We start from the raw sequence: 13,765 nt of genomic DNA, 5'->3' as shown, positions 1-13,765 counted from the left end.
CAACCTTCACCTGTAACCTTTAACCTGCAACCTTCAACCTCTAATTAATGACCGATTATTCAAAGGAACTGGAAATTGCGAAACAGGCTGCCCAAAAAGGGAGCGAAATTATTAGGAATTATACCTCGAACCAGAATTTTAATATCGAACTCAAGGGCAAAAACGATCTGGTCACCGATGCTGACCTGGAAACTGAAAAGGTGATTTTAACCCATATTCGCAATGTTTTTCCGGAGGACCAGATCATGGCGGAGGAGAGTGCCGGGGAACGCCGGGTGCCGGAAGCCCGTACCTGGCTGGTCGATCCCATTGACGGCACCACCAATTTTGCTCACGGTTTTCCCATCTACTGTGTATCGGTGGCGATGTGGGAGCATGGAGAGCCGAAAGTGGGCGTGGTGCTGGAGGTCGGTCGCGACCAGCTTTTTACCGCTCAGAAGGGACGGGGTGCCCGGTTGAATGGATCCCTGATTCATATTTCCAGGATCACGGACCCGGCAGACTCGCTTATAGGCACGGGATTCCCTTACCGGGACCTGCACATGGTTGAGCACTACCTGGACCTGTTTGAATACCTGATGCACAACACGCACGGGGTGCGGCGGCCGGGATCTGCGGCCTATGATTTGTGCTGCGTGGCGGCCGGGTATTTTGACGGTTTCTACGAATACTCCCTCAATGCCTGGGATGTAGCCGCGGCCAGCCTGATTATCCAGGAGGCCGGGGGCGAAATATCTGACTGGGAGGGCGACGACAACTGGCTGTTTGGCAAGCGGATCCTGGCGGGGAATAAGGTGATTCACGATTTTCTTCTAAACGCCGTGGAAGAGCACTTTACGCCGGAAGAGCGGAAAGCGGAGAAGTAAATTCGTATTGCGTACTGCGTATTCGAAACCGTCTAATCAATAACCTTCCGGCACAAGCAACACGGATTACGCAGTACGCAATACGTAACGTAGTATGCCTTATCGAAACGGGTCCGAATCAAACAGTTCGCCAAGCGATGTAAAAGGGATCGGTCCGTTGTAATATTTAAACGGCTCTCCATATTCGGCGCCGATCAGGTGGCCATAGTGGCGGGCCCGGGCTTCAACATTTTTGAAAAAGCGCTCTGAGGAGATATAACTTTTCGGCTCGTCGCCATGATCGCTGACGTTGAACTGCGTCTCGAAAGCCAGGATCGCTTTCTTCTTCAGCTCAAACGTGTCGGAAATATCGAAGACCAGGTCCGGCTCAAACGGGCGATCCTGCATGTAATGCAAAATATGGGAGGGCCGCCACCGCTGCTGTTCATCCCCGTCGGCATCATGCGTTTTAATTTTGGTGAGTCCGCTGTAGAACAGGGCGTCAAGTTCCAGCCTGGTGGCATCCCCGTGGTCGGGGTGCCGGTCGCCCGGGGCCCCGACAAAGCAGATATGGGGACGGTACGCCCGGACGACCCGGATGATCTTTTCCCGGTATTCCGGGATGTTTTCAAGTTCGGTATCAGGGAGCCCAATATTGATACGGACTTCAAGGCCAAGAAGGTCGGCGGCATGTTCGGATTCCCGAAGGCGGTCTTCCGGGGTACCGCGGGTGGCCATCTCTCCCCGGGTCAGATCGAGGACGCCCACCTTTTTGCCCTGCTGAACCAGCCTGGCCAGGGTCCCCCCGCAGCAGAGGTCGGTGTCGTCGGGGTGGGCGGCTAATGCGAGAACATCTAGTTTCTTTTGAGACACAGCGGATCTGGGTTTATGTATTGGTTGATAATTGGGGTTTATCTATCGGAGCAAAATGATAATGAACTATCAGCAGATTCTGAAATGTGAAGGGAAATTGTCACTGTTCCAGCTCTCCTGAATAAATGAGTTGTCTATTGTCAAAACGGGACCGATATTACCCGAATACCGGGTTTTTGTAACCGAAGAGCTCTCTTTCCGTAATAGTCGACATGGCTAACGATCAATGACCGCAGAGATATGTCAAAATTTTATCGGATTGCAAACAGCGTGTGGGAGAGCCTGAAAATTTCGCTGAGGGCGCTGGGAATCAACAAGACCCGTTCCGTTTTAACAGCCACCTGCATCGTAATTGGTATTGTCTCCGTAACCACCATGTCGACGACCATCGACGGTATCGACCGTTCGTTTGAAAATAGCATGAGCATGCTTGGACAGAACGTGATTTATGTGGAAAAATGGCCCTGGGGACTCGGCAGCGGGGAGTATCGGTGGTGGGAATATCGAAATCGCCCGGATATGAAGATCGACTATGCGGATCAGCTCGAGGAAACCAGCCGGTTTGCGAGTGCAGTTTCAGCCAGCTCAAACAGAAATGTGACGGTGCGGTTTGAGGATACGTATGCTAACGGGGTGATGCTCCAGGGAGCGACCGAGACGATCACCCAGACAAGCACGATGGATATTGCGGAGGGTCGTTTTTTTACGGTGGAGGAGGAGCGAACGGGAGCCAATGTCGTGGTTATGGGCCAAAGCGTTTCTGATGCTCTTTTTGACCTTGAATACCCGCTTGGCAAGCAGGTGCGCATTGCCGGCCAGCGATTTTTGGTAATCGGGCTGCTTGAGCGGCAGGGTTCTTTTTTGGGACTTGAAGATATCGATAACCAGGTTATTATCCCGATGAGTGCTTTCCAGGAAATCTATGGCACCAGGACGGGTGTTCGCCTGATCGTAAAATTCCCCAGTGAGGAGGCACAGCTCGTAGGGGAATACGAAATTGAGGGCCTCATGCGCCGGATCCGCCAGCTGGACCCGATGGAGGAGAACGATTTTGCCATCAACAAGCCCGAAGCCTTTCGCCAGCAGTATGAATCGATGACCTTTGCAATCTACGGGATCGGTATATTCCTGACCTCGCTGGCTTTGTTTATCGGGGGCATCGGGGTGATGAATATTATGTTCGTGTCGGTTCGGGAGCGCACCAAGGAGATCGGTATCCGCAAGGCGGTGGGGGCCAAAGCCTGGGAGATACTGGGCCAGTTCCTGGTCGAAGCCACTATTATCTGCATGGTTGGGGGGCTGATCGGGGTGGCGCTGTCCGTGATTACGACACAGGTCATCAACCAGTTTTTTGTGGCCTACATGAGCTGGCAGACGGTGGCACTGGCATTTGGAATCTGTACGCTTGTGGGACTGGCTTTTGGCTTTTTACCAGCATACCGCGCGGCAAAATCTGACCCGATCGAGTCGCTCCGATATGAATAACCAACGCTGTTCGCATTATGAATATAATTGAAGTAGTAAAACAGGCTTTTTCATCGCTGGCAGCCAATAAATTGCGTTCCGCCCTGACACTGCTGGCTATCGTTGTGGGGGTATTTGCCATCATCAGTGCGTCTACTGCGGTGCTGGTGCTCGACACTTTTTTCAAGGAAACCCTTACGCTGATGGGCGGAAATGTTATTAACATCTCGAAATATCCCTCAGTCCGCATGGGCGGCGACTGGCAGCAGTATCGCAACCGGAAAGACATCACCTTTGAAACGCTGGAGGAGCTGCAGGAACGAGTGAGACTGGTCAGCGACATCAATCCCGATGAGACATTCAGCCAGACGAACGTGCTGTATGGCGACCAGGAGACGGAGCCCAATGTACCGATCCGGGGAAGCAATCAATACTATCTTTCAAACAATGCATATGAGCTGGCCGACGGCCGCAACTTCACCAGTGAGGATATCCAGTATAGACGGCCGGTGGCTATTATCGGGAAAGATGTGAGGGAGACGCTGTTCGAAGTGGAATATCCGCTGGGAAAGACCATCCGGATTGACGGGCGGCCGTACCGGGTTATCGGGCTGGTGGAGGAGAAGGGGAGCGTGTTTGGCAACTCCCTGGACAATTTTGTGCTTATTCCCTACACCACCGCCATGAATGTGTACGGCTCGGAACGCAACATCGACATCCAGGTCAGGGCCCCGTCCATGATGTCGGTCAATGCTTCGATGGACGAACTTACAGGGCTGCTGCGTACCATCCGGAAGGTTCCGCCCGGAGAACAGAACGATTTTGAGATCGAAACCAACGAATCGCTCTCCGGCGCCTTCGATCAGTTTACGGGCGTGCTGTACATCTTTGGAGTGGTGGTCGGCGGCATTGCACTGCTGGGGGCGGGCATCGGGGTGATGAATATTATGCTGGTATCGGTGACGGAGCGAACCCGCGAGATCGGTATCCGCAAGGCCGTGGGGGCAACAAAAAAAGCGATTACCTCCCAATTTTTAATGGAAGCGGTTGTGATCTGCCAGATCGGGGGGATCGTGGGCATGTTCATCGGTATTGCGGGAGGGAACCTGCTGGCCTTCTGGATGGAGTCGAGCGTGGTCTTTCCCTGGATGGCGGCCGGGGCCGGAATTGTCGGGATGACGATTATCGGCGTGATGTTTGGGGTATACCCGGCATTCAAGGCCGCGAAACTTGATCCCATAGAAAGCCTGCGGTACGAGTAGCAGAAGGTCGCGGAGGATCATGCGTTTTTTATAATTTTTTGAGTCCGGACACGGAAAATGCCTGCAATTGCAGGGGCGGGAGCTAGCGCGAATAGATCCTGATCAGAAAAACAGCGGACCTCCTTCAGATTCTCTTCAAATTGCATGGCTATGTTGAAGCAGTACAGGCAGCAGTGGAACTGGAATTGATGTACTTTCTCATTTTAACTTAGCAGAAAAATTCTTTAGTTAGTTTTTCAAGGATATCTATTAACCCCAATCACAAGCTCGATGAACGAAGAAATTCTCGAAAACCTGAACAAACGGCTCGACGACGCCCTGGACCGCGGGCGGCAGATCGTTGATGACGATGAACTGGCAGAACGGATCGAAGAACTGAAACTGCGTGCAGAGTCCGTCATACGGGAGAATCCCATAAAAAGCGTAGCCGGGGGACTGCTGATAGGCTATATAATCGGCAAAATGCTAAGTTCCGGTGAGGAATAAATATGTCACAAAAGAAAGAGGACCCTCTTGGGAACCGTCTGAAAGCAATTTCGGGCGATCTCAAGCGATATGTTGAAAAACGGGTGGAACTGTTATTGCTCAATGTCGGAGAGCATTTTTCCCGCATGATGGCGGAATCTGTCCAAAAAGTGGCTGGAATTCTGATGCTTTCGGGGGCCCTGGTCTTTCTGCTGGTGGCCCTGGCACTGTTTCTGGGAGACCTGCTGAATAACGAGAGCCTGGGATATATCCTGGTTTCGATACCTATGCTTGTAGCGGGCCTGCTGTTTTACTCCCTGAAGCCCAAAAGTATGGCTGAAGGTCTGCAAAGTCATTTCGAAAAGGAAATTATCAGGGCTATATCGGCGAATGAGGAACAAAAAAAAGAGCAATTAACGCCCGGGCCCGAACAGCAGCAAATGGATGAACAGACTAAATAAAACGAACGGTTACAATATGTCGAAAGAGGAACTGGACGAACTGAAAGCGAAAAAAGAGGAGCTCGAGGCCGAACTTAACCGGATTCAACATGAACTGGACAGTAATATTGATGAGGTTCGCGCCGATGTTAGCGAAAAGCTGAAGCCCTCTGAAATTATAAAAAACTACCCGATTCCCGTGGTGGGATTATCGGTGTTTGTCGGATTTTTGGCCGGGCATACCCCCAAACGAAAAGGCAGTTCCCGGTCAGGCTCGCATAGCTCCGGGGATGGATTTGCCGCTCTTCTGATATCCGAGCTAAAAAAGATAGCTACCCGCAAGGCAGTATCGGCGGCAACCGACTATTTTGATAATTTTATAGAATCCCGAAAAGGGGACCTGTTGAATCATATGGAAGAGACGCCGGAACAGGAGTCGTAGAGGGGAGCATTTTCAAATCTCCGTTTGTACAAGTGAAACTAATCGAAATGAGATTCGTGTACCTCCACGAGTCGCCAAACAGAAATGCTAAAATATCTAACCGAAGTTATATGAAACGTGGGATAATTCTACTACTCATCGTTGGGATGCCTCTCTTACTGCACGCTCAAGACACCAGTCCCGAAATGATCTCTCTTGAAGAAGCGATAGAACTCGCCATAGAAAATAATTATCAGCTTAAACAGGCGCGCAACGACCTGGATTTGGCAGAATACCAGGAGTTTAGCGCCAAAGCCGATTTCCTGCCTTCGGTCTCGGCAAGTCTCAGTGGCAACAAGCGGGTTGGTCGCCAGTTCAACCAGACGACGGGTGATTTTGGTGATTTTACCATTAACGGGTTCAGCAGTAACCTGAATACCAGTATCCCGCTGTTTACCGGGTTTCAAAATATCAACAATTTAAGAAGCAGCCAGTATTCGTCCGAATCGCAGGAGGAGACCGTCCAGCGGGTAAAAGAAAATGTCATCTTTGATACCGCATCCCGCTACCTGCAGGTACTGCTCGACAAGGAGTTGCTGCAGATAGCGAACGAAAATCTGGCTTCCTCCCGCAAGCAGCTCGAGCAGGTTCAGGCCCAGGTTGAGGTGGGGTCGAGACCTTCGGTTGATCTATATAACCAGGAGGCGACTGTGGCCAATAACGAACTTGAAGTAACCAACCGGGAAAATGCCCTGCAGATAAGCCGGCTTCAACTGATCCGCACGCTGCAGATCGACCCGCTGGGACAGTACGAATTTTCAATTCCTGACATTGGCGCCGAGGATCTGACGCCCCGGGAATACCAGCTGCAGGCACTGGTTGATGCCGCTCTCGAAAACCGTTCGGACCTGCAAAGTGCCCGGCTCAATATCAAGGCCATTGAACACCAGCTGAAGGCCACCAAAGGAAGTCTGTACCCATCGCTGAACTTTAGCGCGAGCTTGTCGAGCAACTACAATGATCAGAACTTCGACCGCGCTACCGGGGAGCTCGTTGGGTTCCAGGACCAGTTTTTTGATCAAAACCTCAACCGGTCGCTCGGACTTTCAGTGAATATCCCGATTTTTGACAATTTTAATCGCCGTACCAATGTACAGTCGCAGCTAATCAGCTATCGGAACCAGCAACTCTCGCTGGAAAATACTGAGCTGCAGGTCGTGCAGGAGGTCAACCAGGCGTATACCGACTACCAGGCAGTCATAAAACAGCTGGAGGCCACAGAGAAATCACTGCGTGCCGCTGAGCGTTCCTACGAGACTGAAAGGGAGCGTTACAATGTTGGAGCCACCACCCTGATTGAGCTGAGCAATGCCAACGCACAGTATGTCCAGGCACAATCTGACCGTGCACGGGCCGTTTTTAACTTTGTATTTCAACAAAAATTACTGGATTACTACATCGGGCGGCTGGACCAAAATATTTCGTTAAATCAGTAAGCCAATGACCGTACATTTTTCACACATGAGGGGATAAGAGAGGGGATGCGTTATGGCCGGAAAGACCAAAAAATCGCCGACAAAAAAACTGATGATGGCAGGGGGAGTCCTCATTATTGTAGTAGTTCTCGGGGCCCTGGCCGCCAAATCGATGGGCTGGCTCGGCGGGGAGGGCGAAGGCATCACGGTAGAAACGTCGACAGCCAAATTGAAAACAATTACACAGGTCGTTTCCGCATCCGGCAAGATACAGCCCGAGGTGGAAGTCATCCTCCGTCCCGAAGTTTCCGGTGAGATTATTGAGCTGCCGGTGAAGGAGGGCGACTATGTTGAAAAGGGCGACCTGCTGCTGCGCATAAAACCGGATATTTATGAAGCACGGATTGAGGAGATTAACGCCACGCTGCTGACGCAGAAGGCGCGCCAGGAACAAGCGAAAGCCAACCTGCTGGAAGCGGAATCGAACTATAACCAGCAACAGCAGTTATACGAAAAGGAAGCGATCTCCCAGGCGCAGTATGTGCAGGCAAAAACTGCGTATGAGGCGCAAAAAGCCAATTACAAGGCCGCTGAATACCAGGTTCAAAGTATTGAGGCCCAGCTCGACCAGGCGGAGGAGGAGCTTAAAAAAACGACTATTCGTTCGCCCCGGGACGGTACAATCAGTGCCCTGGCCGTAGAAACGGGCGAACGCGTCTTGGGACAGACCCAGATGACCGGCACGGAGCTTATGCGCATCGCCAAAATGGACCAGATGGAAGTGGTCGTTCAGGTCAATGAAAACGACATTGTGAATGTCGCACCCGGAGATACGACCAGGATTGAAGTGGACGCCTATCCTGAACGCATCTTTGACGGCCTTGTCACGGAGATTGCAAACTCTGCTGAAATCACCGCGTCGGGGACGAATGAGCAGGTCACGAACTACGAGGTTAAAATACGGATCACAACCCCTCATAACCTGGATATGGCGGGGGGAGAGCAGATCGTGCAGGAGGCATCGCAGGAACTGCCCGGCAGCGAATTTGTACCCAGTTTCAAGCCTGGGATGTCGGCCACCGTGGATGTGGAGACCGAAACCGTGTACAACGTGGTGTCGGTGCCGATCCAGGCTGTGACGGTCCGCGACTTCGCCCTGGACCGCAGCAGCCGCACTGATACAAGCGCCACGACCCCGGAAACGGGTACGGATTCGGATACAGCAGATACCGGGGAAGGGATGATTATCCCCGATGAAGACCTGCGCAAAGTGGTATTCCAGGTTGAAGGTGGGATCGCCAAACGCCGTGAAGTAGAAACCGGGATCAGCGACAACAGCCATATCCAGATTCTTTCCGGGATTTCCGCCGGAGATGAGATTGTGATCGGAAGTTATCGAACCCTATCCCGGGATTTAAAGGATGGAGACAAGGTGAAGGTGGACAACAATCAATTTCAACGATTCGCACAAAACTAACCTGATTATGAAACGAGCAATAATTGAGATCCGGGATCTCACAAAAATATACCTGATGGGAAACAACGAGGTGCGGGCCCTTGACGGCGTCTCGTTTGACGTACTGGAAAATGAATATATCGCCATTATGGGTCCTTCCGGTTCCGGGAAGTCTACCCTGATGAACCTGATCGGCTGCCTGGACACTCCCACTTCCGGGACCTATATCCTGAACAACCAGGATGTGAGCGAGCTGGAGGATTCCGAGCTGGCCGAAGTGCGAAATCGCGAAATCGGATTTGTGTTTCAGACCTTTAACCTGCTGCCCCGCACCGACTGCCTGGCCAATGTTGAACTGCCGCTGATCTATTCCGGGGTAAAGGCTTCGGAACGGCACGAACGGGCCACAAGTACGTTGACCCGGGTGGGCCTGGGAGACCGCATCGACCACAAGCCGAACGAGCTTTCCGGCGGACAGCGGCAGCGGGTAGCCATTGCGCGGGCCCTGGTCAATAACCCCTCCATCCTGCTGGCCGACGAGCCGACGGGAAACCTTGACACCAAAACGGGAGAGGAGATCATGCGACTGTTTGAGGAGCTCCACCGCATGGGAAATACGATTCTGCTGGTTACCCACGAAGATGAGATCGCCAATCACGCGCGGCGTATAATCCGCCTGCGGGATGGAAAGATTGAGAGTGATCAAAAGGTGGAAAATCCTGAACTGGCCAATTTGGAGATCAACGTAGCCCCGGCTTAGCACAGACATTCGGCCGCCGGGTGATCCTCTCAGAGCAGGAACAGGATATTGTTTATCAGAGGACTTTGCAAAACACTCAATTCCTCGTTTTGAGGGAGTTTACTCCCGTTAAAGGTCCCCAAGGTCGGTAGTACAGGTACCTCCCAACAAATGGCAGGCTCTGCAAAGGTTCCTAGCAGAATATTCTGCACCTGTACTCAGCTGCTCCGTGCAAAACCGGTGTTGCACAGCCCTCTCCATATTGAATTCCGTGCGTTGATTATATCCGTCAACTTTTTTACCGGGAGAAACGGTATATTATCCCCGATCTTTTATTTTAATAAATCAATCTATTCTGTTTTATTACTGCCGAGTGGATCGGCACAACAGTTCACCATGTTAACAGATTAATCACAAGCTTCTGCATTTTGAGTTATTATTCCAATAATTACAGTCCCAATACAGCCTTTTCCATATTTCCGCCTGCCGTAAAGCATCTTTTGATTATAAACGGGTTGTTTTTTGTGGGATTAAGCACCCCGGTTGTGGGACAGTTTTTATTCCAGTACGGGGCTCTTTGGCCCATAGGATCCGGGTTGTTTCAGCCCTGGCAGCTGATTACCTATATGTTTTTGCACGGCGGATTCGGCCATATTTTTATGAACCTGTTTGCCCTCTGGATGTTCGGACAGTCAATAGAAAACTACTGGGGGACCAGGCGGTTTGTCTGGTATTATTTTTTAACCGGCATCGGGGCGGCCCTGCTGCATATGTTTATCGGAGGGGGAGGAGCCCCTACTGTCGGAGCTTCGGGCGCGGTCTACGGGATATTGCTCGCCTTTGGCATGATGTTTCCTGAACGTCCCATTATGCTGCTGTTTCCGCCGATCCCTATAAAAGCCAAGTATTTTGTTGCTATTTTCGGCGGCCTTGAATTAATGAACGGGGTCATGGGTACCGCCACGGGGGTCGCTCACTTTGCTCACCTCGGTGGAATGATCGTCGGCTATTTCCTGATCAAATACTGGGGATTAAAGGGAGAACAGTACTATTAGGGAGGTCTCTGCAAAACCCTCAATTTCTCGTTCAGAGGGAGTTATACTCCCGTTTAAAGATCAATAAGTTCGGTGGGATAACCACTTCCCAACAACGTAGCAGGTTCTGCAAAGGTCCCTGTTAGTTCCGTGTCCTTCACACCAGGGACACCTTGCAAAACCAGGAGTTTTAGTCCAGGTCGTCTAACAGACATACCATTTTGTTGATGAAGAAATCCGGGCTGGAACGTCCATCGGTTAACAAGTGAATTGGTTTTCTGTACACAACGTTTCAGCCTCTTTCCCAGGGGCGACTTGTAACAAAAGTGGGAGGAACCATCATGGTGATCTCATCATTTTCCAAACGCCCGGTCATAGTCCTCCATCGCGGCGTCGATCACCTTAATCGCCTTTTTCTTGTCATAGACTTCTTCCACCGTCACGGTTTTATCTTCACCCTGCACCAGCTTGTAGGTGGCAAAGTAGTGCCTCAGACGGTCTCTTATATTGTCCGGCAGGTCAGAGATATCGTGGGCGTCAGCCCAGAACTTGTCGTTGTTCAGCACGGCAATGATTTTGTCATCTGCTTCTCCGTTGTCGATCATATGAATACCTCCGACAACCCGTGCTGTCAAAATGACCTCCGATTTACTGATGGGGCGCTCACTCAAAACGCATACATCGAGCGGATCGTGGTCCCCCTCGTCGGTATAGTCGGAGAGCGCTCCCACCCGGTTCCCGCAATAGGTACGGGGGATAAATCCGTAAAGCGATGGCGGGAGCGAGGAGCTCTGCTGGGGGCGGTCAACACGGAGATATCCCGTGGCTTTGTCCACTTCATATTTGACCAGGTCAAATGGAGTGATTTCAATAAAAGCGTTAATAATACCGGAATCTACATCACCGGGTTCGAGTCCGTGCCAGGGGTGCGGGCGCCAGCGGTAAAAAGGGTCGGGAAAGCTCATTGGCTTTATTTATTCGGTTAAGGGGTCTTTGTCACAAGAAAATAAGATAACCTGTTAATTTTACAAGACATCCTGAAGTAAAACCAATATCTTTGGCTCTAATTCGAACCAACAATATATTACATGATTGACCGATATTCGCGTAAGGAGATGGCAGAAATATGGACCGAGGAAAGCCAGTTTCAGGCGTGGCTGGATGTGGAGCTGGCCGCCTGCTGGGCCTGGAGCCAACTGGGGCATATTCCCGAAGAAGATGTCGAAAAACTCTACCAGAAGGCCACCTTTGATGTGGAACGGATTAAAGAGATCGAAAAAGAAACCCGTCACGATGTCGTGGCTTTCACCCGTTCTGTATCAGAGTCGCTCGGTGAGGAGAAAAAGTGGGTACACTACGGCTTAACATCCACCGATGTCGTTGACACAGCCCAGGGAGTACGCCTGAAGCGGGCGAATAAAATTTTGCGTGATGATATCGAGCACATTATTGATGTGCTGGCCGCCAAGGCCAAAGAGCATAAATACACGGTGATGATGGGACGAACCCACGGCGTGCATGCCGAGCCGACGACGTTTGGCCTCAAGTGTGCTCTCTGGTATGCAGAAATGAAGCGGAACCTCGAGCGTTTTGAGAAGGCGGCGCGCGATGTCGAATTCGGAAAAATGAGTGGGTCTGTGGGCACGTTTGCCAACATTCCGCCGGAGGTGGAAGAGCTGGTTTGCGAGCGACTGGGCCTTCAGCCGGCGCCCATCTCCACGCAGACGCTCCAGCGCGACCGCCACGCCCATTATATCGCGACGCTGGCTCTTGTAGGTTCCACGCTCGAAAAAATGGCGGTGGAGGTGCGTCACCTGCAGCGCAGCGAAGTTCGTGAAGCCGAAGAGTTTTTCCGCAAGGGACAGAAAGGCTCCTCCTCCATGCCGCATAAACGGAACCCCGTGGGATCGGAAAATATCAGTGGCTGTTCGCGCGTACTCCGGGGTTATATGCTCACTTCGTATGAGAATATTCCCCTTTGGCACGAGCGCGATATCTCTCATTCCTCTGTCGAGCGGATCGTCTTTCCCGATGCCACAATCCTGCTTGATTACATGCTGAAACGGTTTTCCGGGATCATTGAGAAGCTGACGGTTTACGAGGACAACATGGAGGAAAATATCTACAAAACGTACGGCCTGACATTTTCGCAGCGCCTGCTCCACCTGCTGATTGACAAGGGGATGTCGCGCGAAAAAGCCTATGACACGGTCCAACCGCTGGCGATGCAGTCGTGGGAGGAAAAACGGATGTTCCGTGAACTGGTGGAGGAGGACCCCGCGATCATCGAATATCTCACCACGGAAGAGATCGAGAAGGCGTTTGATCTCGAACATCACACCAAAAATGTGGACCGGATTTTTAGCCGGGTCGGATTGGAGTAATGAATCTCAATATTTTTATAACTGATAGCCATAAATCACAGCATCATGAAAAAAATAATACGTGTTACACTGGTCGTCTTGTTTGGGGTGGCCGCTTTTGCCGTGCAACAGGGAGTAAACTCCACGGGTGAGCGCCAGGAATGGATCCCGATCTTTAATGGAGAAAACCTGGACGGCTGGACGCCAAAATTTGCAGGGCATGAACTCGGGGTAAATTACAAGAATACCTTCCGGGTCGAGGACGGGCTGCTGAAGGCCTCCTACGAAAATTATGATCAGTTTGACGGGGCGTTCGGCCACCTGTATTACAAGACGCCCTATTCACATTATAAAATCAGGGCGGAATACCGGTTTGTGGGAGAGCAGGTTCCGGGAGCCCCCGACTGGGCCTGGCGCAACAGTGGACTCAAGCTGCACAGCCAGCCCCCGGAAACGATGGGAAAAGACCAGATGTCACCGGTATCCGTGGAGGTACAGCTGCTGGGTGGAAACGGCACGGATGAGCGTCCCACGGCGAATATGTGCTCTATGGGAACCCATATTGAGATGGATGGGGAATTGGTTACCCAGCACTGCGTGAATTCCAGCTCCGAAACGTTTCATGGCGACCAGTGGGTTACCGTGGAGGCAGAAGTGCGGGGTAGTGAACTTTTCCGACATTTTGTGAATGGCAGGAAGGTGCTGGAATACACCAACCTTCAGTATGATTCGGAAGATGCCAACGCACAAAAGCTGATCAAAGAGGGACAGCAAAATTTACTGATCGATCACGGATACATATCGCTGCAGGCCGAAAGCCACCCTGTTCATTTTAGATCCGTGGAGATTTTACCGTTGGAGAAGTAGAAATTTTTAAAATGTATGCGAGCCCGTTTCAACGAACGGCGCGCATGTTGAATTTGTCCCT

General features: G+C 51.5%; 14 protein-coding genes. 12 read left to right on the top strand and 2 right to left on the bottom strand.

Annotated elements, in window-relative coordinates:
- Positions 1 to 47 precede the first annotated feature (47 nt).
- Positions 48 to 866, top strand: a complete 819-nt coding sequence (locus tag ACG2F4_RS05825) for an inositol monophosphatase family protein (RefSeq protein WP_395259274.1) — start codon at positions 48 to 50, stop codon at positions 864 to 866.
- 99 nt (positions 867 to 965) lie between these two features.
- On the opposite strand, the gene bshB1 is transcribed toward ACG2F4_RS05825, so the two are convergent.
- Positions 966 to 1,718 (bottom strand): bacillithiol biosynthesis deacetylase BshB1, encoded by a 753-nt coding sequence (gene bshB1 / locus ACG2F4_RS05820; protein ID WP_395259273.1) that lies wholly within the window; start codon positions 1,716 to 1,718, stop codon positions 966 to 968.
- Between the two features lie 240 nt (positions 1,719 to 1,958).
- Here bshB1 and ACG2F4_RS05815 point away from each other — a divergent pair, with 240 nt between their 5' ends.
- From ACG2F4_RS05815 to ACG2F4_RS05775, 9 genes are all read left to right on the top strand, one after another.
- Positions 1,959 to 3,203, top strand: coding sequence for an ABC transporter permease (locus ACG2F4_RS05815; protein WP_395259272.1), 1,245 nt, complete (start codon positions 1,959 to 1,961; stop codon positions 3,201 to 3,203).
- Positions 3,204 to 3,220: 17 nt separating this feature from the next.
- Positions 3,221 to 4,444, top strand: coding sequence for an ABC transporter permease (locus ACG2F4_RS05810; RefSeq protein ID WP_395259271.1), 1,224 nt, complete (start codon positions 3,221 to 3,223; stop codon positions 4,442 to 4,444).
- 270 nt (positions 4,445 to 4,714) lie between these two features.
- Positions 4,715 to 4,930, top strand: coding sequence for a hypothetical protein (locus tag ACG2F4_RS05805; RefSeq protein WP_395259270.1), 216 nt, complete (start codon positions 4,715 to 4,717; stop codon positions 4,928 to 4,930).
- Between the two features lie 2 nt (positions 4,931 to 4,932).
- Positions 4,933 to 5,370 (top strand): phage holin family protein, encoded by a 438-nt coding sequence (locus ACG2F4_RS05800; protein ID WP_395259269.1) that lies wholly within the window; start codon positions 4,933 to 4,935, stop codon positions 5,368 to 5,370.
- Positions 5,371 to 5,386: 16 nt separating this feature from the next.
- The gene (locus ACG2F4_RS05795) at positions 5,387 to 5,791 is read left to right on the top strand and encodes a hypothetical protein (RefSeq protein WP_395259268.1); all 405 of its coding nucleotides are present in this window, start codon (positions 5,387 to 5,389) and stop codon (positions 5,789 to 5,791) included.
- 110 nt (positions 5,792 to 5,901) lie between these two features.
- Positions 5,902 to 7,266 carry a TolC family protein gene (locus ACG2F4_RS05790; RefSeq protein ID WP_395259267.1) on the top strand — a complete coding sequence of 455 codons (1,365 nt, stop codon included), beginning with the start codon at positions 5,902 to 5,904 and terminating at the stop codon, positions 7,264 to 7,266.
- A gap of 52 nt (positions 7,267 to 7,318) precedes the next feature.
- Positions 7,319 to 8,722, top strand: a complete 1,404-nt coding sequence (locus ACG2F4_RS05785) for an efflux RND transporter periplasmic adaptor subunit (RefSeq protein WP_395259266.1) — start codon at positions 7,319 to 7,321, stop codon at positions 8,720 to 8,722.
- Between the two features lie 7 nt (positions 8,723 to 8,729).
- Positions 8,730 to 9,461, top strand: coding sequence for an ABC transporter ATP-binding protein (locus ACG2F4_RS05780; RefSeq protein ID WP_395259265.1), 732 nt, complete (start codon positions 8,730 to 8,732; stop codon positions 9,459 to 9,461).
- A gap of 503 nt (positions 9,462 to 9,964) precedes the next feature.
- Positions 9,965 to 10,495, top strand: a complete 531-nt coding sequence (locus tag ACG2F4_RS05775) for a rhomboid family intramembrane serine protease (protein ID WP_395259264.1) — start codon at positions 9,965 to 9,967, stop codon at positions 10,493 to 10,495.
- A gap of 332 nt (positions 10,496 to 10,827) precedes the next feature.
- Here the strand turns inward: ACG2F4_RS05775 and ACG2F4_RS05770 are convergent, their stop codons facing one another.
- Positions 10,828 to 11,439: an inorganic pyrophosphatase gene (locus ACG2F4_RS05770; RefSeq protein WP_395259263.1), complete on the bottom strand. Its 612-nt coding sequence runs from the start codon at positions 11,437 to 11,439 to the stop codon at positions 10,828 to 10,830.
- Between the two features lie 123 nt (positions 11,440 to 11,562).
- Between ACG2F4_RS05770 and purB the strand changes: the two genes are divergently transcribed.
- Both purB and ACG2F4_RS05760 read left to right on the top strand, forming a co-directional pair.
- Positions 11,563 to 12,858 (top strand): adenylosuccinate lyase, encoded by a 1,296-nt coding sequence (purB, locus tag ACG2F4_RS05765; protein WP_395259262.1) that lies wholly within the window; start codon positions 11,563 to 11,565, stop codon positions 12,856 to 12,858.
- 45 nt (positions 12,859 to 12,903) lie between these two features.
- Positions 12,904 to 13,704 carry a DUF1080 domain-containing protein gene (locus ACG2F4_RS05760; RefSeq protein ID WP_395259261.1) on the top strand — a complete coding sequence of 267 codons (801 nt, stop codon included), beginning with the start codon at positions 12,904 to 12,906 and terminating at the stop codon, positions 13,702 to 13,704.
- Positions 13,705 to 13,765 lie beyond the last annotated feature (61 nt).

The sequence above is a fragment of the Halalkalibaculum sp. DA3122 genome (assembly GCF_043951865.1).
In the GTDB taxonomy this organism is placed as follows: domain Bacteria; phylum Bacteroidota; class Rhodothermia; order Balneolales; family Balneolaceae; genus JAMQKA01.
Note: the sequence above shows the minus strand (reverse complement) of the source record. Positions and strands in the feature narration are given on the sequence as shown.

Coding starts and splice junctions, on each gene's coding strand:
- ACG2F4_RS05825 (WP_395259274.1), top strand. CDS start 48: ATGACCGATTATTCAAAGGAACTGGAAATTGCGAAACAGGCTGCCCAA.
- ACG2F4_RS05815 (WP_395259272.1), top strand. CDS start 1,959: ATGTCAAAATTTTATCGGATTGCAAACAGCGTGTGGGAGAGCCTGAAA.
- ACG2F4_RS05810 (WP_395259271.1), top strand. CDS start 3,221: ATGAATATAATTGAAGTAGTAAAACAGGCTTTTTCATCGCTGGCAGCC.
- ACG2F4_RS05805 (WP_395259270.1), top strand. CDS start 4,715: ATGAACGAAGAAATTCTCGAAAACCTGAACAAACGGCTCGACGACGCC.
- ACG2F4_RS05800 (WP_395259269.1), top strand. CDS start 4,933: ATGTCACAAAAGAAAGAGGACCCTCTTGGGAACCGTCTGAAAGCAATT.
- ACG2F4_RS05795 (WP_395259268.1), top strand. CDS start 5,387: ATGTCGAAAGAGGAACTGGACGAACTGAAAGCGAAAAAAGAGGAGCTC.
- ACG2F4_RS05790 (WP_395259267.1), top strand. CDS start 5,902: ATGAAACGTGGGATAATTCTACTACTCATCGTTGGGATGCCTCTCTTA.
- ACG2F4_RS05785 (WP_395259266.1), top strand. CDS start 7,319: ATGGCCGGAAAGACCAAAAAATCGCCGACAAAAAAACTGATGATGGCA.
- ACG2F4_RS05780 (WP_395259265.1), top strand. CDS start 8,730: ATGAAACGAGCAATAATTGAGATCCGGGATCTCACAAAAATATACCTG.
- ACG2F4_RS05770 (WP_395259263.1), bottom strand. CDS start 11,439: ATGAGCTTTCCCGACCCTTTTTACCGCTGGCGCCCGCACCCCTGGCAC.
- purB (WP_395259262.1), top strand. CDS start 11,563: ATGATTGACCGATATTCGCGTAAGGAGATGGCAGAAATATGGACCGAG.
- ACG2F4_RS05760 (WP_395259261.1), top strand. CDS start 12,904: ATGAAAAAAATAATACGTGTTACACTGGTCGTCTTGTTTGGGGTGGCC.